Genomic DNA, 17,921 nt, shown 5'->3' with positions numbered 1-17,921 from the left:
AGCGTGCGCATCGCTCCAACGGGTTGCGCCATCGGCGTCGGGCGGGTACGCGCACGCGCGGCGGCGCCGGCCGAAGAGGGCCGGCGCCGCCGCGTGATCGGCGTCGAGAGTGCTGAGGCGTCGAGAGTGCTGAGGCGTCAGGGGGTCGCGCGGCGGAAGGCGAGGAACGACACCGCGCCGAGCACCACCACGGCCGCGAGGCCCCACAGCGCGAGCCCGAGTGCACCGAGATCGCCGATCGCGAGCCCGACCTGGACCCACAGCTCGAGGCGGGTGACGAGGAACACGAGACCCACCAGCACGAGGGAGAGGCCCACGCCGACGATCGTCACCACCGTGGGGCCCCAGCTCTTGTATATCGTGGCCCCGGTGAAGCCGAGGACGAAGAGGAAGAGCGCGAGGGCGAAGTACACGACGAACGCCCCGAGCGGACCCGCCTCCCACAGCCATGGCAGGTAGAACACGTAGCCGTTGACGCCGTAGCCGTTCGTCGCGACCTCGATGCCCCCGCCGAGCAGGAACAGAGCCGCGAGAAACGCGCTGCCCAGGATCGCGGTGAGCATCGTGCCGACGAAGAAGTCGCGGCGGGTGATGCTCATGGCCTGGGAGAACGGGAAGGTGAGGGTCATCGCCGAGATCCCGATGGCGAAGAAATACCAGAGCGGGGCCTGCCCGCCCCCGCCGTACTTGGGTCCGTCGCCGGGGATCATCGCGTAGATCAGCACCGAGAGAACCGTCGCCGACACGAGGATGATCAGCGGCACCCAGACGAACGTCTGACGGTTGATCAGCTGTAGGCGGATGACGTTGAGTGTGCGTCGCATCAGCGTGCTCCTTCCTTGGCGGTCGAGGCTCTGCCGGCGGCCTCGGCCTTCTGTGTGAGACGGACGACGAGCTGCTGCAGCGAGACGGGCGTCAGATCGAGGCCGGATGCCGCGACCTCGGCCCGCTCCGCGGCGGACAGCGCCCCGAGCACAGTGACCGAGGCCACTCGTCCGAGGGTCTCGCGGTGCAGGATCTCGCGGCCGGAGGCCCAGGCGTCGACCGCATCCGCATCGCCGACCACGGTGACGGCGCGGTCGCGCACGGCATCCGTGTCCTCGTTGAGGATGATGCGACCGCTGTCGATGACGATGACCTTCTCGATGAGGTTCGAGACCTCGTCGATCAGGTGCGAGGACAGCACGATGGTGCGCGGATGCTCGGCGTAGTCCGCGAGCAGCCGGTCGTAGAAGATCTGCCGAGCCACGGCGTCGAGGCCGAGGTAGGGCTCATCGAAGAAGGTCAGATCGGCGCGGGAGGCGAGTCCGATGATGACTCCGACGGCAGACAGCTGACCCCGCGAGAGCTTCTTGATCGTCTGCTTCATCGGCAGCTGGAACTCCGCGATCAGCTCGTCGGCCAGGTCCTGGTCCCAGTTCTCGAAGAACAGGCGCGCCGCGGCGAAGGCATGACGCGGATAGGCGTCATCCGGGTACTTCTGGCTCTCGCGTACGAAGCACACCCGGTTCAGCACGCGCGAGTTCTCGTAGGGATGCTCCCCGAAGACGCGCACGGTGCCGGAGGACTCGAAGTTCTGGGCGGTGAGGATCGACATGAGTGTCGTCTTGCCCGCGCCGTTGCGGCCGAGGAGGCCGTAGATGGCGCCCCCTTCGAGGCTGAGCGAGATGTTGTCGAGCGCGTGGGTGTCCTTGTAGCGCTTCGTGAGGTTCTGTACCTCGATGACGGCGGTCATGCTCCGGTCTTCCCTTCTGGTCGGGGTGCGGCGGGATCTGCGACTGTCTGTGCCGCGCGCTCGCGGAGGAGGGCGGCGAGGTCCTCGGCGCCGAGCCCGAGCGTGCGGGCCTCGGAGAGGAGGGGGTCGATGAAGCGGTCGGCGAAGGCCGCTCGACGCTCGCCGAGCACGAGATCTCGGGCCCCGGATGCGACGAACATGCCGATGCCGCGGCGCTTGTACAGCACTCCCTTGTCGGTGAGCATGGCGACTCCCTTCGCTGCGGTCGCGGGGTTGATCCGGTAGAAGCCGGCGAGCTCGTTGGTCGACGGAGCCTGCGCCTCCTCGTCCAGTGAGCCGTCGAGGATGGAGTCCTCGATCTGCTCGGCGATCTGGAGGAAGAGCGGCTTGCCTTCGTCGATCACGAGTCCTCCGCGGTGGTTAGTGGGTTAGTTACTCGACTAGGTAACCACCGAACCTTGGCCGTGTCAACCCTTTCGAGCGCGCGCCTCTGCATGCATCCGCATCCTGGAGTGGAGTGGAGTGGAGTCGAGCCGGTCGAGCCAAGTCGAGCCGAGTCCAGCCGACTCGGGCGGGGTCACTTTCGCATCCCTCGCTGCCGACCCGAGTCGGGCGGGGTCACTTTCGCATCCTTGCTGCCGACCCAAGTCGGGCGGGGTCACTTTCGCATCGGAAAGGCTCGATTCCGGTGCGAAAGTGGCCCCGCTGGGTGGGGCGGTGCGAAAGTGACCCCGCTGGGCGGGCGGTGCGGAAGTGGCCCCGCTGGGTGGGGCGGTGCGAAAGTGGCCCCACTGGGCGGGCGGTGCGGAAGTGACCCCGCTGGGTGGGGCGGTGCGGAAGCGGCCCCGCACGGTGGCGGGAGGGCGAGTGGAAGGGCGAGCGGGCGCGCGCGAGCGGGAGGGCGAGCGGGCGAGCGGGTGCGCGAAAGGGGCGGATGCGGCGGCATCCGCCACCCCGGGCGTCAGCCGCGCAGGTCGCGGGCGCGCAGCGCGACGACCGATGCCGCGACGAACAGCAGCGCGAGCCCCCAGGTCAGCGCGAGGCCGCCGGGATCGACGCCATCGGCGAGCGGCGACTGCCGGTAGACCCATGCGTACGGCGAGAGGGCGTTCAGCCCGTCGAGATCCGTCGACTGCTTGGCGAGCGCCTGCAGGATGTACCCGACCACCGCGATCCCTGCACCGACACCGGTCGCCCAGACCCGGCGCCCGGTCGCCGCCCCCGCGAGCAGGGCTGCGGATGCCGTGAGGAACGCGAGCCCGGTGAGCGCCGCACTGGCGCCGACGATCCGCCAGCCCTCGAGGCCGAGTTCGGCGGAGTCGTTCAGTGCCCAGACGACGAACCCCGAGAACGCCCCGAGCCAGAGCAGACGGACGAGCACGGCGACCGCCGACTCGAGCGCGTACTGACCGCGGCCGATCCCGTGCGCGAGGTCGAGCTCGGCGCGACCGCTCTCCTCCGCCCCGGCGATCGCGGCGGAACCCCAGAGCACCGCGGCGATCGTGAGCAGCAGAAAGCCCATCAGTCCGTAGAAGGTGCTCTGCGTGTACCCGGCGCCGCTGGAGATCTGGTCATATCCGATGGTCTCGACGAGCTGCTTCGGCAGCGCCGAGATGATGTCCTGCAGCTGCCCGTTGCCGCCGAGGCTCGGGTAGAGCGGAAGGTAGAGGAAGAGCACGGCGGCGAGGCCGACCGTCCACCCGAGCAGGCTCCGCCACGAGTCGCGCAGGCTGCGCCGGAACACCGGCAGGATGCCGTTCATCGCCGTCCCTCCCCGTCGCGCATCGAGCGTCTCGTCCGGCGCTCGGCACGGGTCTCGACACGCGCCTCGGCAGCGGCAGCGGCGTCGGGCTCGGCAGCACCCGTGCCGCGCTCGCCGCGTGTCCGAACCGACGCTGCGCTCGCCGCCGTGTCACCGTACAGCCGCAGCACGGACTCCTCGAGGTCGGGTTCCTCGACCGTCAGGTCTCGCACCTCGAACGGGGCGAGCGCCTTGATGAACGGATCGATGGTGCCGTCGATCGTTCCCGACAGCTGCAGGATGCCGTCGGCATCCGTCGCGTCGATCCCGCTCAGCCCCGGAACCCGGTCGAAGTCGGCGCGGGCTGCCGCGGCATCCGTCGTCGCAAGCTCGACGCGCACCCGGCGGATCGACCCCAGCCGCAGCGAGGCGACGTCGCCGTCGGCGACCACTCGGCCGTTCGCGAGCACGGCGACCTCGTCGGCGGTCTGCTGGATCTCGCTGAGCACGTGCGAGCTGAGCAGCACGGTCTGGCCCGCATCCCTCGCCTCGCGCACCATCTGCAGGAACTCACGCTGCACCAGCGGGTCGAGGCCACTGGTGGGTTCGTCGAGGATCAGCAGCTCCGGCCTGTGCATGAAGGCCTGGATGAGTCCGACCTTCTGCTTGTTGCCCTTCGACAGCGTGCGGACGGGACGCGAGAGGTCGACGCCGAGGCGGTCCGCGAGGTCTCGGCCCGTGCGCAGCGTGGCCGCGGCGTCGCGCGTTCCCGACACCTGCGCGTAGAACGACAGCATCCGGTGTCCGCTCGATCGCCCGTCGAGGTGCAGTTCTCCCGGCACGTAGCCGATGCGACGTCGCAGTGCCGCGCCGCCGTGACGCGGATCCTCCCCGAGCACGCGCACGGTGCCGGACGAGGGGCGGATGACATCGACCAGGGTGCGCAGAGTGGTCGTCTTGCCGGCGCCGTTCGGGCCGATGAGCCCGAAGACGGTGCCGGGTCGCACGTGCAGACCGAGCTCGTGCAGCGCGACACGGCTGCCGTAGCGCTTGTGCAGGCGGTCGATCTCGACGGTGTCGGTCATGATGCGTCTCCCTCCGAGGCGTCTGCGGGTTTCGAGGTCGTCATGGGGCCCGAGGCGTCTGCGGGTTCCGAGGCGTCTGCGGGGTCCGCGGCATCCGCGGATGGCGCGAGGGCGTCGCGGGCACTGTCGAGCAGCGTGGTCGTCGAGTAGATGCCGTGCGTGAGCAGTTCGAGCGTGGGCAGCGTCAGCCGCAGCAGCCCCGCGGGACTCAGCTGATCCGTGCCCAGTGCGCGCGCGATCTGACTGCGCATCACGACGGGGCCGAGGCCCATCAGAGTCACGAGCAGGGTCGTCAGCTCGGGGTCGCTCATGGGCTCGAGCATCCCTGCGTCGCGCTGCTCGGCGAGCACGCTGCGGGTGCTCGCCAGAAAGCTGTCGAACAGTCGATCGGCGGCGGGCGAGCCGTCGACGAGCATCCGCGAGAGGTAGTCGACGTACCTGCCGTAGCGGTCGAGATCGTGCAGGGCCGCGCGGATGCGGTCGCCGGTCGGCGCCTCGATGAGGTCGTGCTCCTCATCGATGAACACGCTGACCACGTACTCGTCGCACTGGGCGCGGAGGGTGTTCTTGTCGCCGAAATGGTGCACGATCAGCGCGGCGCTGACCCCGGCCTCCGCGGCGATCGCCCGCAGGCTCGTGGCGTCGAATCCGTCGCGGGCGAAGGCGGCGATCGCGGCGTCGCGGATGCGGGCGCGGGCGGTGAGGTCGTCAGAAGCTGAACGCATGTGCAGCAGACTAAACACTTGTTCAGTCTGCGTCAAGGGGTGCCGCTCGTAGTCTGGAGGCGTGGACTTCCCCTACAGCCGCCTGCGCCGCTGGCCCGATGTCGAGGCCGACAATCTGCAGGCCCACGACGCGACCGATCTGCTGCTCGTCGAGCGCGCCCTGTCGCTCGGGGTCGACGGAGGGGAGACCGTGGTCATCGGTGACGACTACGGTGCGATCACGCTCGCGCTGACCGCCGCCGGTCTCGACGGCATCCGCGTTCATCAGGACCTCGCGACCGGGCGACGCGCCCTCGCGCGCAACGCCGAAGAGCTCGGGCTCGCCGGGTTCTCCGGCCACGAACTCGACGTCGCACTGCTGGGCGGGGCGCGGCTCGTGCTGCTGCAGCTGCCGAAGGCCCTCGCCGAGCTCGACGAGATCGCCGACGCGGTCGCGCGGTGGGCCGCCCCGGACGTCGTGCTCGTCGCCGGCGGTCGCGTGAAGCACATGACGATCGCGCAGAACGAGGTGCTCGGACGCCGCTTCGCGCACGTGCAGGCGCAGCGCGCCGAGCGCAAGTCGCGCCTCGTCGTGGCATCCGAGCCCCGGCCGGTTCCCGCCGAGCCGCCGTTCCCGGTGACCGCGCAGCATGAGGGACTGGTCTTGGTCGCCCACGGCGGCGCGTTCGCGGGCGCGAAGCTCGACATCGGCACGCGGTTCCTGCTCGAGGTGCTCGGCCTCGGTGGTTCACAACTCAGCACAGACGCCACCCCGCCGGGTGAAGGCGCCCCGGAACCCGCCGATCCCGGCAATCCGTGCTGCGCTGTGAACGGCGACGGGTCGAGCCCGACACCGATCGTCGTCGATCTCGGCTGCGGAACAGGGGCGCTCGCCACCTCCTACGCCCTCGCACACCCGGATGCGCGGGTCATCGCCACCGACCGGTCGGCGGCGGCGGTGGCCTCCGCGCGCGCCACGGCGGCCGCGAACGGCGTCGCCGACCGCGTCGCCGTCATGCACGACGACGCCGGATCGCAGATCGCCGACGCGAGTGCCGATGTCGTCCTCCTCAACCCGCCGTTCCACCTCGGCACCAGCGTGCACACCGGCGCCGCGACGCGCCTGTTCGAGGCCGCCGCGCGCATGCTCCGCCCCGGCGGTGAGCTGTTCACGGTCTTCAACTCGTCGCTCGGATATCGGGGCGAACTCACCCGTCTCGTCGGCACCACCGAGCAGCTCCAGCGCACGCCGAAATTCACCGTGACGCGCAGCGTCCGTCGCTGACCGCGCGCCTCGAAACACCCGTGCGGCATCGCCTCGCCGCCCTGTCCGAAACCCGCACAATCCCCCGGTCAGCGGCGGGAACTGAACGACATCAGATATTGCGGATTTGCCCCTGACCGGCCGTTTCGTTACGTTGGTCGATGGGCCTGACGGCCCGAAGACCAGTCCGCGACCACGTCCTTCTTTCGAATGTGCTGTGCTGCGAAGAGGCGTGGACGTACGGTCGATGCTCTATCGCGGTGGATCCGAAATCCGCCGTCCGCGCCGCCACAGCACCACGTCGAAACGGCCGGGAGGATCACCCGGGCGTAACCGAAGCAGGCTCAGCCGCCCGAAGGCGAGCCGCAGGGGAAACGTGTCCGAAATCGCTCTAGAAGCGCGCAATCTGTACAAGGTGTTCGGGAAGAATCCGAGCAGTGCCGTCCGTCGACTCAAGGCCGGTGAGAGCAGATCCGCCGTCGGCGACGCAGGGACAGCCGCCGTCATCGACGCCAGCTTCACCGTCAACCGCGGCGAGATCTTCGTGATCATGGGCCTCTCCGGCTCCGGCAAGTCCACCATCATCCGCATGCTCAACGGGCTGCACGAGGCGACCGACGGATCCGTCGTCGTGAACGGCGATCCGATCACCGGCATCCCGGCGGGCCGCCTGCGCGAGATCCGCCGCGACCGCATCTCGATGGTGTTCCAGCATTTCGCGCTGCTGCCGCATCGCACGGTCGCCGCGAACGTCGCCTACCCCCTCGAGCTCAAGGGCATCGGCAAGGACGAGCGCCTGAAGAAGGCCGAAGAGATCCTCGCCCTCGTCGGTCTCGAGGGTCAGGCCGAGAAGCTGCCCTCCGAGCTGTCCGGCGGCATGCAGCAGCGGGTGGGCATCGCCCGCGCGCTCGCCGCCGACTCCGACATCCTGCTCATGGACGAGGCGTTCAGCGCGCTCGACCCGCTGATCCGGCGCGAGATGCAGGAGCAGCTGCTCGAACTGCAGGAGAAGCTGCAGAAGACGATCGTCTTCATCACCCACGACCTCAACGAGGCCATGTTCCTCGGTGACCGCATCGCCGTGATGCGCGACGGTCGCATCGTGCAGATCGGAACGCCGGAAGACATCCTCACCGACCCGGCGAACGACTACGTCGAGCAGTTCGTGCAGGACGTCGACCGTGCCCGCGTGCTCACCGCCGCGAACGTCATGGAGCGTCCACGCCCGGTCGTCGCCGAGACGGCGGGCCCGCGCACCGCGCTGCGCCAGATGCGCGACGCGTTCATGTCGGCGACCTACGTCACCGGTCGGGACCGCAAGCTGCTCGGCATCGTCACCGATCGGGATGCCGTCAAGCTCGTGCGCAAGGGCGTGTCGACCCTCGAATCGATCATCAAGCCGGTGCCGCAGAGCGTGAGCGAGGACGAGGTCCTGATGAATCTCTTCGTGCCGTCGGTGGAGTCGCCCCTGCCGCTGGCCGTGGTGGATGCCGCCGGACGACTGACCGGCGTGATCCCGCGCATCACCCTGCTCGCAGCGCTGGGCCCCGGCCCCGGTGCGACCGGCGAGATCACGGTGCCGCTTCTTCCGATGCCGCAGGCGGAGATCGACGCGGTGCTCGATGACGGATGGACGGCCGACCCGCAGCCGGCCGCAGCTACGACGGAGGAGGTGCGCTGATGGATGGTTTCCGCATTCCCCTCGGCAGCTGGGTCGCGACGGGCGTCGACTGGATCAAGACGAACCTCGACGGTCTGCTCGACGTCATCTCGTTCGTGGTCAGCTTCCTCGTCGACGGCCTCACCCGCGCGCTGCTCAGCCCGCACTTCATCGTCATCATCCTGATCGCCGCGTTCATCGCGTGGCTCGTGCGCTCCTGGCAGCTCGCGATCGGGACGATCGTCTCGTTCGGGCTGATCGTGGCCATGAACCTCTGGGTTCCGGCGATGCAGACGCTCGCCCTCGTGCTCGTCGCCGCGGTGATCGCGGTGCTGATCGCCGTGCCGCTCGGCATCTGGTCGGCCCGCAACGCCACCGTGCGCGCGGTGCTCAAGCCCGTGCTCGACTTCATGCAGACCATGCCGGCCTTCGTCTACCTGATCCCGGCGATCGTGTTCTTCAGCATCGGCGTCGTCCCCGGACTCGTCGCGACCGTGATCTTCGCGCTGCCCCCGGGCGTGCGCCTCACCGAGCTCGGCATCCGCGGAGTCGACTCCGAGACCGTCGAGGCAGGGCAGGCGTTCGGCGCCAAGCCGGGGCAAATCCTGCGCGGCATCCAGCTTCCGCTCGCGATGCCGACGATCCTCGCCGGCGTCAACCAGGTCATCATGCTCGCGCTGTCGATGGCGGTCATCGCCGGAATGGCGGGCGCGGACGGCCTCGGAAAGATCGTCGTCGAGGCGATCTCGACCATCAACATCGCCAAGGGCGTCGAGGCGGGTCTGGGCGTCGTGCTCATCGCCGTGTTCCTCGACCGCGTCACCGCGGCGCTGGGCGACCTCGGCAGCAACCGCTCGTCGCTGCTCGGCCTGCTCGCGCGTCGTCGGACGACCCAGCGCCTCGAGGCGGCCACCACTGAGGCGTCGTCGACCGCATCCGAGTCGGCCGAGGCGGCCGACTCGAAGAATGCCGCCGATGCGGCCGAGCGCGAGAAGGCCTCTCCGCGCCGCACCGCCGTCGGCGGCGGCGTGCACTGACTCATCCCTCCCACAAGAGAACAGCACCACCGCAGTACACAGCAACACAGCACCCATATATACGTAACGAGAGAGACACACATGAAGAAGAAGTTCCTGACGATCGCGGCCATCGGAGCCGCAGCGACCCTGACCCTCGCCGGATGCAGCGGAGACGGCATGGGCGGCACCGGTGGAGGCACCGGCGGCGGAGACACCGGATCGGGCGACAAGGGCACGATCACGCTGGGCTTCCTGCCCTCGTGGACCGACGGACTCAGCACCGCGTACCTGCTGCAGGACCAGCTCGAGAAGATCGGCTACACGGTCGAGATGAAGACGCTGACCGAGGCGGGCCCGCTGTACACCGGCCTCGCCCAGGGCGATGTCGACATGTACCCGTCGGCGTGGCCCGAGCTGACGCACAAGTCCTACATGGACCAGTACGGCGACGACATCGAAGACCTCGGCGCGTACTACGACAACGCGAAGCTGACCCTCGCGGTTCCGGAGTACTCCGACCTGAACTCCATCGAGGACCTCGTGGGCAAGGGTGCAGAGCTCGACGGCAAGATCTACGGCATCGAGCCGGGCGCCGGTCTGACCGCGCAGACGCAGAAGATGATGCCCGAGTACGGTCTCGACGGCGAGTACGAGCTCGTCACCTCGTCGACCGCGGCGATGCTCACCGAGCTGAAGTCCGCGACCGACAAGCAGGAGGACGTCGTCGTGACGCTGTGGCGTCCGTTCTGGGCCAATGACGCCTTCCCCGTGAAGGACCTCGAAGACCCCAAGGGCGCGATGGGCGAGGCTGAGGCCCTGCACTTCCTCGGCACGAAGGGCTTCGCCGAGGAGTTCCCCGAGGCCGCCGAGCTGATCGAGAAGATCAAGCTCGACGACGAGCAGTACGGCTCGCTCGAAGACAAGGTCGTGAACGAGTTCGGCGAGGGCAAGGAAGCGGATGCCGTCGACGCATGGCTCGAGGAGCACGGCGACGAGTTCGACTGGGTCGTCAGCTGACCTGAGTCGCTTTCGCGCTTCCGCGCTTCCGCCCCGGTGGGCGGAATTCTCCCCGATGGGCGGAGGATCTCTTGCAGATCTTCCGCCCATCGTGGCGTTCACCGCCCGACGCGGGAACGGAGAGGAGGGCCGGGTCAGAGGCGCGCCACCGCGACCTGCGCCGCGAGCAGGGGCAGGGTGCGGTCGACCTCGGGCTGCGGGCGGATGCCGAGGGCGTGGGTGAGTTCGAGCGCGAGTGCGGCATGACCCGCGGCGTTAGGGTGGAAGGGATCGTTCATCAGACCCCAGGGCACCGCACCGCCACCGAGGTCGGTGAAGCGCGCGTGCTGGTCGACGAGGATCACGTCGTCCGACGCGGCGACCTCGCGCACGGCATCCGCGAACTCCACGATCCGCTCGCGACCGGGTGCGTTGGGGACGTCGATCGACGGCGGGGTCTGCAGCACGGCGATCATGCCCGCAGCCCGCGCGCGCGTGACGAACTCGCGCAGCGACGCGGCGAAATCCGCCGGCGCGACGGTCGCCAGGCCGGGACCGGTCGCCATGTCGTTGGTGCCGATCATCAGGGTCAGGATGTCGGGGCGCCACGTCGCGACGCGACGATCCCAGTCGCCGAGGATGTCGGTGAGACGGTGCCCGCTGATCGCCGTGTTGATGACGGCATCGCGGGTTCGACCCAGCTCGCCGCGCACCAGCTCGTGCAGGTGCTCGGCGTAGGTGCGTGCACCCTGCGTGTGCACGAGTCCGTGGGTGATCGAGTCGCCGGTGATGACCCAGTTCAGCGGCTTGGAGCCCGCGAGCAGGTCGGCGAGGCGGCGGAGATCGGATGCGGATGCGGGGAATTCGGCGTTCGACACGCCCTAAAGACTAGCTGCGGCGTCAGTGGGAGACTGGTCTCATGGCTTCTCCACTGCTCGACGACCTCCTCGCCCGCATCGTCGAAAGCGGCATGCTCGATGACCCGGTCGCCGAGAACGGCCTCGTCTACGGCCGGGCGACGATCGACGCGGCCGGCGCGGTGGTCACGATCAACGTCGACCCCGAGCTCGAAGACGACGAGGAGAGCTTCGACGCCGATGTGCTGCTCGGGGCGATCAGCCGCATCCTGTCGGTGTCAGAGGGGCGGTGGCGTGCCGTGATCGACGAGGTCGCCGACGACATCGACGAGGCGGTCGACGACGAGCCGGTGATCGAGCAGACCGATCTGCGCGACGACCTCGAGGCCACCTCCGCGGTGGTGTTCGCCGATGCCGTGCTGGTCGCCTTCGATGCGCCGAAGCAGTTCCCGGACTCCCGGATCCTCGTGCAGCTCGACGACGAGCTCGAGGTCGCCAACATCGAGGTGCGCGATCGCTGAGTCGGCCCCCCTCACAACCACTTCTTGTACTTGAACACCCCGTAGAGCGCGACGGCGAACGCGGCCATCGCGCCGATCGCCATCGGGTAGCCGAACGCCCACTCGAGCTCGGGCATCGCCTCGAAGTTCATGCCGTACACCGTGCCGACCAGCGTGGGGGCGAAGATGATCGCGGCCCACGACGAGATCTTTTTGATCTCGTCGTTCTGCGCGAGTCCGGCCTCGGTCTGCCGCCGCGCGACGAGCGCGGAGTGCACGGTGAGCGCGTTCTCGAGGATCGCGCGGAACGAGTCGACCCGCTCGTTCACGCGGATGACGTGGTCGAGCACGTCGCGCAGCGACCGCTGCAGCTCCTCGTCGATGCGGTACTTCTCCGACCCGCGGCGCAGCCATTCCAGCATCCCGGAGAGCGGATGCACCGCCCGCTGAAAGTTGATCACCTCGCGCGAGAGCTCGTAGATGCGGCGGGAGAGCGCGTCGTCGTCGCTGTCGCCGAAGAGCTGGTCCTCGATCTCGTCGATGTCGTTCAGCAGGCCCGAGACGATGGGCTCATAGCCGTCGACCACCTCGTCGAGGATCGCGTAGAAGACGGCCTCCGGGCCCATCGCGAGCAGCTCGGGGTTCGCCTCCATGCGCCGACGGACGGCGGCGAGGTCGGGCGACTCCGCGTGCCGGATCGTCACGACGAAGTCGGGGCCGACGAAGAGGTGCAGCTCGCCGAATTCGATCGACTCCTGCTCGTCGCGGTAGCGGGCCGGGCGCAGCACCGCGAAGAGGGTGTCGCCGTAGCGCTCGACCTTCGACCGCTGGTGTCCCGAGAGGGCGTCCTCGACGGCCAGCGGATGCAGGTCGAACTCGCGCGCGACCGAGGCGACCTCCTCGGGGCTCGGACGGTACAGGCCGATCCAGGCGATGCCGCCGTGCGCGTCGAGCGACCGGTAGGTCTCGTCAAGGTTCTCGGGGGTCTCCACGCGACGTCCCTGGACGTACACGCCGTTGTCGATGAGGGCCATGGCTGGCTCCGTTCTCGCAGGCGCACGCCCGGACAGAGGGGTCGTGCGCAGATTTCGTCAGGGGGCGGATGACGCCGCCGACGGCTGCGGAGCGGGACGAGCGGATGCGGAGCCGGAGCTCAACGCACGGATGCCGTCAGACGCGACGCAACGAAGGCGGCGTCGCAACTATCACCGGACATCGCCATCACCGCCTCTCGCGCTCTGAAGGGGTCACATGACCCGACGTGCCAGCATACTCCTGCGCGCTGGACGTGGACTCCGCGGAGCGGACGCCTCAGGCGTCGATGCCGACGAGTTCGGCGCTCCTGCGCCACAGAGCCTCGGCGAGAGCGGCATCCTCGATCATCGGATTGACCCGTCGGGTCAGCACGCGCTCGTCGTAATACCGCCCCGAGATCCAGGTCTCGTCGGGTGTCCCCTCGGCGAACCAGGTCAGGGTGCGGCCGCCCTTGTCGCTGCTGATGAGAAGCAGGTGCTTGAGCGGCGTGCGATAGACGAGGCGCATGATGGTGCTCGAGTCGGACGCGAAGTTCGTCTGCACGGTGCCGGGGTGGAAGGCGACCGAGGTGAGGCCCTCGCCGTGGAACTTCGTGTGCAGGCTCTTCGTGAAGAGGACGTTCGCGAGCTTGGCATCGCCGTACGCCTTGTTCGCGCTGTACTTGGCGCGATTGTCGAGGTCGTCGACGTCGATGCGTCCGAACAGCCGGTGAGCGACGCTGGAAGTGTTGATGACCGCCGCGCGGCCGGTGCGCAGCTGCGGCAGCAGGAGGTTGGTGAGCAGGAAGGGCGCGAGGTGGTTGACCTGCAGGGTCTTCTCGTGGCCGTCGACCGTCGGGGTCTGATCGCCGAAGATGCCGCCCGCGTTGTTCGCGAGAACGTCGATGCCGCCGTCGCCGACCGCCTCCGCGATCTTCGCGGCGAGCTCGCGCACGTCATCGAGTCGCGCGAAGTCGGCGGTGAACCACTCCGCACCCGTGTCGGCGGCGACCGCGCGTGTCTTCTCGACCGAGCGTCCGACGAGGATCAGCCGATGGCCGTCCTCCGCGAGCTGGCGGGCCGATGCCGCCCCGATGCCGTCGGACGCCCCCGTGAGCACGATCGTCTTGGTCGTCATGATCCTGCCTTCGATGGGCGATCGGATGCCGGTTCCCCGGCGGTGCGGCTGCGCGCGACGTACACGGTGTTCGATGAGGTGCCGCCGGTGACGGCGTTCGCGAAGTCGACGACGTGAGCGACGACATCATCGAACACGGCGCGCATCGTCTCCAGGAAGTCTTCGTCGGGCGGGTCGTCCGACCACAGTGCGAACACTCCGCCGGTGGCGAGGTGTCGATCGAGCGATCGCAGGCCGTCGACCGTGTAGAGGTCGGCGTGCGAGGCGTCGAGCTGATGGCGCGGGGAGTGGTCGACATCGAGGAGGATCGCCGAGTAGCCGCCCTCGCCCTCGCGGGGTGCGGCGCGCACCAGCGCGAAGAAGTCGTCTTCGACCAGGCTCGTGCGGGGATCCTCGACGAGTTCGGCCGACACCGGGAGCAGCAGTCGCTGATGCCAGCCGATCACCGCGCCCAACCGATCGACCACGGTGAGTGAGGTCACCCGCGCGTCGCGCAGTGCCGCGACCGCCGTGTAGCCGAGCCCCAGTCCGCCGACCAGGACGGCGAGGTCGTCACCCGCGACGGCGGCGAGACCCAGATTCGACAGTTCCTCCTCCGCCACCGTGAACAGACTCGACATGAGGTACTCGTCGCCGAGCTTGACCTCGTAGATCTCCTGGCCGACTGAAGGATCCGTCCTCCGGCGCAGCATGAGCTCACCGATCGGGGTCTCCTGCCAGTCGAGCTCTTCGAACCGTGTGATCACTGCGCCGCTTCTCCGTCGTTCGTCGTCTTCGGGGGCAGGTGCAGCGGCTCGGGCATCGGCTGCGGGGGCGCGGCTGGAGCGGCGATCTCCCGCGCGACCTGCTTCTCGAGCACCTGCACGGCCTCGTCGCTCAGCAGGATCAGCCCTTCGAGCTCGTCGCGCACGCGACGGTAGGCGACGTTGCGCTCGGCCTGGGTCGCCGACTCGTCGACGGCGACCTTGAGCAGCTGCTGCGCACGATCCAGTCTCTTGCGCTCCGGTTCGGTGAACGACGAGTCGCGCAGACGGCGGGCATCCTTCTCGGCGATCTCGAACGCGACGGCGTAGGCGCCCACCGCGTCGAGGTACTCCGACACCTGCTTCTCGGTGACGGTCTGCTCGGCGGACGCCGGTCGCAGAGCATCCGCCGTCTTCTTGGCCCGCAGGAACGCCGCGACCAGAGGCTGGCGCCCGTCGCTCATGGCCGGGAAGGCGATCAGCTTCGCGACGTCGAGCTCGTAGTCGAGCCACCGTGCGGTGATCTCATCGTGCTCCGAGAACAGGCGCTCGAGCAGCGCGTTCGGGGCCACGGATGCCGTCGTGTCGATGACCGCCGGGCCGACCCGCCTGTCAGCGCCGCCGCGCGCCTCGAGCTGTGCCGTCTTGATCTCGGCCTTCAGGCGCAGCGTCTCGAGGCGTCGCTCATGGCGGCGCTTCGCGTTGCGCTCCCACGCCTTCGCCGCGCCGCCGGCGACACCCATGATGGGGAAGATGATCCACCAGGGCACGGTGCCGAGCCAGCTGAAGAAGGGTTCCATGATGCCCTCAGCCTACTTCTCGGGGTTCCCGCCGTCGCCGGCTCTCGGTGCGCCCGCCGGGGCGGGTTTCCGCTGCGGGCACACCGTCGGATGCCGGTGTGCCCGCGCCGACGCCGGTCCCCCGAGTGACGGGCGGGCACGGTTCCCGGCGGGCGCCGTTCACAATTCAGCACCGTTGGTCGACCGCCGGCGTCGCGCGCCGGACGATCCGCGGTTCGTCGGCGCTCGGCCTCGGGCGCGAGATTTTCCTTGCTGAATTGTGAACCACGTTCGCCGGAGCCCGCCCACTGGCGTCGCCGAAGGACGGCGCGGACCGAGTCTCAGCCGCGCTGAGCGCGCTCCAGGACGGCGCGGACCGAGCCTCAGCCGCGCTGAGCGCGCTCCACGAGCGCGACGAGCTCGGCGCGCGGCAGCGGGAATCCGTCGAGGCGACCGACCGGGAAGTTGCCGAGCATCTTGAGCATCTCGCCACCTTCGGATCCGAACTTCTCGGCGATGACTGCGGCGAACTCCGCCCCCACGACCGGGTCGACCAGCAGCTCTTCGAAGGACGAGCCGAGGCTGACCGGCAGCACGACCTCGTCACCGTCGACCGCGACCGTGGTGCGAGCGCGCAGATCACGGCTCGACGAGCCGAGGTCGATCACGTACTCGCCGCCCTCGACGATCCAGCGGTCGACGCGCACGTCCCAGTACGCCAGCTCGGCGCGGCGAAGTCGCAGCTCGACCTCGACGGTCTCGCCCTGCTCGATCAGCACCGACGCGAAGGCCTTGAGCTCGCGCGGCGGGCGCTGCACCGACGATCCGGGCAGGCTCGTGTACGCCTGCACGACCTCGCGGCCGGCGATCGCGCCGGTGTTCGTGACCGGTACCGTGACGACGACATCGCCCGAGCCGTCGACGGATGCCGTCGCGTCGCCGTACGAGAACGTCGTGTACGACAGGCCGTGTCCGAACGGGAAGGCGACCGGCAGGTGGCGCGCGTCGTACCAGCGATACCCGACCAGCAGGCCCTCGCCGTAGTACGAGTGGCCGTGCTCGCCGGGGAAGCTGCCGAAGGCGGGCGTGTCCTCGAGGCGCAGCGGGATCGTCTCGGCGAGCCGTCCCGACGGGTTCACGACCCCGAACAGCACATCGGCGGTGCCGCCGCCTCCCGCCTGTCCGAGCAGCCACGCCTCGACGATGGCGGGCACCCGGTCGGCGAACGGCAGGGCCACGACGCCGCCGTTCGAGAGTACGACGACGACGTTCGAGGTGACTCCGAGCACGGCATCCAGCAGATCGAGCTGCGCAGCAGGCAGGTCGATGTGCTCGCGGTCGAAGCCCTCGGACTCCTCGTGCGCGGGCACGCCCAGGAAGACGACGGCCACATCGGCGGCGGATGCGGCGGCGACGGCCTCATCGCGGAGGGCCGCGGAATCTGCATCCGCGTCGGCGCCGATCGTGAAGCCGGCGGCGAACGCGACCTCTCCGTCGCTGAACGCGCGGATCTCGTCGAGAGCCGTGTCGATGCGGGTCGGGTTGATCTGCGACGAACCGGCGCCCTGGAACCGCGGGGTGCGCGCGAACTCGCCGATCACGGCGAGTTTCGTCGACGGCTGCAGGGGCAGGATGCCGCCCTCGTTGCGCAGCAGCACGATCGAGCGGCCGGCGACCTCGCGGGCGAGCGCATGGTGTCCGTCGACGTCGAGCGGGCCCGACGCCGCCGGGCGCGACTGGGCCTTGCGGGTCAGGTCGAGCAGGCGGTCGACCACGGTGTCGACTGCGGCCTCGTCGAGGGTGCCGTCCTGCACGGCGGCGACGATCTCGGCATCCGTGCGTCCGCTGCTGCCCGGCATCTCGAGGTCCATTCCGGCGATGACGCCGGCGACGCGGCTGTTGACCGCGCCCCAGTCCGAGACGACGATGCCCTCGAAGCCCCACTCGTCGCGCAGGACCGTCGTCAGCAGCCACGGGTCCTCGGACGCGTAGACGCCGTTGATCCGGTTGTACGAGCACATGATCGTCCACGGCTGGGCGTCTTCGACGACCCGCTGGAATCCGCGCAGGTAGATCTCGCGCAGCGTGCGCGGGTCGACGTCGCTCGAGACCCGCAGGCGGTCGGTCTCCTGGTTGTTCGCGGCGAAGTGCTTGAGCGATGAGCCGACGCCCTGCGACTGGATGCCCCGCACGAGCCCTGCCCCCATCGCGCCCGACACGATCGGATCCTCCGACATGTACTCGAAGTTGCGGCCGCACAGGGGTGAGCGCTTGATGTTGATGCCCGGGCCGAGGATCACCGCGACGTCCTCGATCGCGGACTCGACGCCGAGAGCGACGCCGACGCGCTCGGCGAGGGCGGGGTCGAAGGTCGCCGAGAGTCCGACAGCGGGCGGGAAGCAGGTGGCGGGGATGCTGCCGGCAAGGCCCAGATGGTCGGTGTCGCCGCCCTGCTTGCGCAGGCCGTGGGGCCCGTCGGTGAGCATGAGGGAGGGGATGCCGAGGCGGTCGATGCTCTTGGTCGTCCAGAAGTCCGCGCCGCTGGTGAGCGCGGCCTTCTCTTCGAGGGTGAGGTCGTGGGCGCGCGCGCCGGTGGGCTCGGTCATGGGAATCCCTCTCGCCGTTGAGTCGGATCGGGCCGCGTCGAAGGTACGGCATCCGCTCGATTCTCAAAACTTTAGTCGTTA

17 protein-coding genes are annotated in these 17,921 nt (G+C 69.2%); 5 read left to right on the top strand and 12 right to left on the bottom strand.

Going from position 1 to position 17,921, the window contains the following annotated elements:
- Window positions 1-137: 137 nt before the first annotated feature.
- From ASD43_RS04470 to ASD43_RS04445, 6 genes are all read right to left on the bottom strand, one after another.
- Window positions 138-824 (bottom strand): hypothetical protein, encoded by a 687-nt coding sequence (locus ASD43_RS04470; RefSeq protein ID WP_056414130.1) that lies wholly within the window; start codon window positions 822-824, stop codon window positions 138-140.
- Window positions 824-1,735: an ABC transporter ATP-binding protein gene (locus ASD43_RS04465; protein WP_056414127.1), complete on the bottom strand. Its 912-nt coding sequence runs from the start codon at window positions 1,733-1,735 to the stop codon at window positions 824-826. The genes ASD43_RS04470 and ASD43_RS04465 overlap by 1 nt, the downstream gene beginning before the upstream one ends.
- Window positions 1,732-2,139 carry a GntR family transcriptional regulator gene (locus ASD43_RS04460; RefSeq protein WP_056414125.1) on the bottom strand — a complete coding sequence of 136 codons (408 nt, stop codon included), beginning with the start codon at window positions 2,137-2,139 and terminating at the stop codon, window positions 1,732-1,734. Before ASD43_RS04460 ends, ASD43_RS04465 begins: the two co-directional genes overlap by 4 nt.
- Before the next feature lie 557 nt (window positions 2,140-2,696).
- A complete protein-coding gene (locus ASD43_RS04455; RefSeq protein ID WP_056414123.1) occupies window positions 2,697-3,497 on the bottom strand; it encodes an ABC transporter permease subunit in 801 nt (266 codons plus the stop codon).
- A complete protein-coding gene (locus ASD43_RS04450; protein ID WP_056414120.1) occupies window positions 3,494-4,561 on the bottom strand; it encodes an ABC transporter ATP-binding protein in 1,068 nt (355 codons plus the stop codon). Before ASD43_RS04450 ends, ASD43_RS04455 begins: the two co-directional genes overlap by 4 nt.
- A complete protein-coding gene (locus tag ASD43_RS04445) occupies window positions 4,558-5,286 on the bottom strand; it encodes a TetR/AcrR family transcriptional regulator (protein ID WP_056414117.1) in 729 nt (242 codons plus the stop codon). The genes ASD43_RS04450 and ASD43_RS04445 overlap by 4 nt, the downstream gene beginning before the upstream one ends.
- Window positions 5,287-5,347: 61 nt before the next feature.
- On the opposite strand from ASD43_RS04445, the gene ASD43_RS04440 reads away from it, so the two are divergent.
- From ASD43_RS04440 to ASD43_RS04425, 4 genes are all read left to right on the top strand, one after another.
- A complete protein-coding gene (locus ASD43_RS04440; protein WP_056414115.1) occupies window positions 5,348-6,550 on the top strand; it encodes a class I SAM-dependent methyltransferase in 1,203 nt (400 codons plus the stop codon).
- A 355-nt stretch (window positions 6,551-6,905) separates the two neighbouring features.
- Window positions 6,906-8,210, top strand: a complete 1,305-nt coding sequence (locus tag ASD43_RS04435; RefSeq protein ID WP_056414112.1) for a quaternary amine ABC transporter ATP-binding protein — start codon at window positions 6,906-6,908, stop codon at window positions 8,208-8,210.
- Window positions 8,210-9,226: an ABC transporter permease gene (locus ASD43_RS04430; RefSeq protein WP_056419079.1), complete on the top strand. Its 1,017-nt coding sequence runs from the start codon at window positions 8,210-8,212 to the stop codon at window positions 9,224-9,226. The genes ASD43_RS04435 and ASD43_RS04430 overlap by 1 nt, the downstream gene beginning before the upstream one ends.
- 81 nt (window positions 9,227-9,307) lie before the next feature.
- Complete coding sequence (locus ASD43_RS04425; protein ID WP_056414110.1) at window positions 9,308-10,225, top strand: glycine betaine ABC transporter substrate-binding protein; 918 nt, start codon at window positions 9,308-9,310, stop codon at window positions 10,223-10,225.
- Between the two features lie 134 nt (window positions 10,226-10,359).
- Here ASD43_RS04425 and ASD43_RS04420 read toward each other — a convergent pair whose 3' ends face one another.
- Window positions 10,360-11,082, bottom strand: a complete 723-nt coding sequence (locus tag ASD43_RS04420) for an SGNH/GDSL hydrolase family protein (RefSeq protein WP_056414107.1) — start codon at window positions 11,080-11,082, stop codon at window positions 10,360-10,362.
- Window positions 11,083-11,123: 41 nt separating this feature from the next.
- Between ASD43_RS04420 and ASD43_RS04415 the strand changes: the two genes are divergently transcribed.
- The gene (locus tag ASD43_RS04415) at window positions 11,124-11,582 is read left to right on the top strand and encodes a cytochrome C5 (RefSeq protein WP_235564020.1); all 459 of its coding nucleotides are present in this window, start codon (window positions 11,124-11,126) and stop codon (window positions 11,580-11,582) included.
- An 11-nt stretch (window positions 11,583-11,593) separates the two neighbouring features.
- On the opposite strand, the gene ASD43_RS04410 is transcribed toward ASD43_RS04415, so the two are convergent.
- The 5 genes from ASD43_RS04410 to ASD43_RS04390 form a co-directional block, all read right to left on the bottom strand.
- Entirely contained in the window at window positions 11,594-12,595 is a 1,002-nt protein-coding gene (locus ASD43_RS04410) for a magnesium and cobalt transport protein CorA (protein WP_045252527.1), read from the bottom strand.
- Window positions 12,596-12,872: 277 nt separating this feature from the next.
- Window positions 12,873-13,712: an SDR family NAD(P)-dependent oxidoreductase gene (locus ASD43_RS04405; protein WP_056414104.1), complete on the bottom strand. Its 840-nt coding sequence runs from the start codon at window positions 13,710-13,712 to the stop codon at window positions 12,873-12,875.
- The gene (locus ASD43_RS04400; protein ID WP_200946561.1) at window positions 13,709-14,458 is read right to left on the bottom strand and encodes a spermidine synthase; all 750 of its coding nucleotides are present in this window, start codon (window positions 14,456-14,458) and stop codon (window positions 13,709-13,711) included. Before ASD43_RS04400 ends, ASD43_RS04405 begins: the two co-directional genes overlap by 4 nt.
- Window positions 14,455-15,255 carry a hypothetical protein gene (locus tag ASD43_RS04395; protein ID WP_082539253.1) on the bottom strand — a complete coding sequence of 267 codons (801 nt, stop codon included), beginning with the start codon at window positions 15,253-15,255 and terminating at the stop codon, window positions 14,455-14,457. The genes ASD43_RS04400 and ASD43_RS04395 overlap by 4 nt, the downstream gene beginning before the upstream one ends.
- Before the next feature lie 362 nt (window positions 15,256-15,617).
- Window positions 15,618-17,840 carry a glycoside hydrolase family 3 C-terminal domain-containing protein gene (locus ASD43_RS04390; RefSeq protein WP_056414102.1) on the bottom strand — a complete coding sequence of 741 codons (2,223 nt, stop codon included), beginning with the start codon at window positions 17,838-17,840 and terminating at the stop codon, window positions 15,618-15,620.
- Between the last annotated feature and the right edge of the window lie 81 nt (window positions 17,841-17,921).

It is taken from the genome of Microbacterium sp. Root553, assembly GCF_001426995.1.
Lineage (GTDB): Bacteria > Actinomycetota > Actinomycetes > Actinomycetales > Microbacteriaceae > Microbacterium.
Note: the sequence above shows the minus strand (reverse complement) of the source record. Positions and strands in the feature narration are given on the sequence as shown.

Bases quoted from the DNA above. Each gene is read 5' to 3' on its own strand.
- ASD43_RS04470 (WP_056414130.1), bottom strand. From the start codon at position 824: ATGCGACGCACACTCAACGTCATCCGCCTACAGCTGATCAACCGTCAG.
- ASD43_RS04465 (WP_056414127.1), bottom strand. From the start codon at position 1,735: ATGACCGCCGTCATCGAGGTACAGAACCTCACGAAGCGCTACAAGGAC.
- ASD43_RS04455 (WP_056414123.1), bottom strand. From the start codon at position 3,497: ATGAACGGCATCCTGCCGGTGTTCCGGCGCAGCCTGCGCGACTCGTGG.
- ASD43_RS04450 (WP_056414120.1), bottom strand. From the start codon at position 4,561: ATGACCGACACCGTCGAGATCGACCGCCTGCACAAGCGCTACGGCAGC.
- ASD43_RS04445 (WP_056414117.1), bottom strand. From the start codon at position 5,286: ATGCGTTCAGCTTCTGACGACCTCACCGCCCGCGCCCGCATCCGCGAC.
- ASD43_RS04430 (WP_056419079.1), top strand. From the start codon at position 8,210: ATGGATGGTTTCCGCATTCCCCTCGGCAGCTGGGTCGCGACGGGCGTC.
- ASD43_RS04425 (WP_056414110.1), top strand. From the start codon at position 9,308: ATGAAGAAGAAGTTCCTGACGATCGCGGCCATCGGAGCCGCAGCGACC.
- ASD43_RS04415 (WP_235564020.1), top strand. From the start codon at position 11,124: ATGGCTTCTCCACTGCTCGACGACCTCCTCGCCCGCATCGTCGAAAGC.
- ASD43_RS04410 (WP_045252527.1), bottom strand. From the start codon at position 12,595: ATGGCCCTCATCGACAACGGCGTGTACGTCCAGGGACGTCGCGTGGAG.
- ASD43_RS04405 (WP_056414104.1), bottom strand. From the start codon at position 13,712: ATGACGACCAAGACGATCGTGCTCACGGGGGCGTCCGACGGCATCGGG.
- ASD43_RS04395 (WP_082539253.1), bottom strand. From the start codon at position 15,255: ATGGAACCCTTCTTCAGCTGGCTCGGCACCGTGCCCTGGTGGATCATC.
- ASD43_RS04390 (WP_056414102.1), bottom strand. From the start codon at position 17,840: ATGACCGAGCCCACCGGCGCGCGCGCCCACGACCTCACCCTCGAAGAG.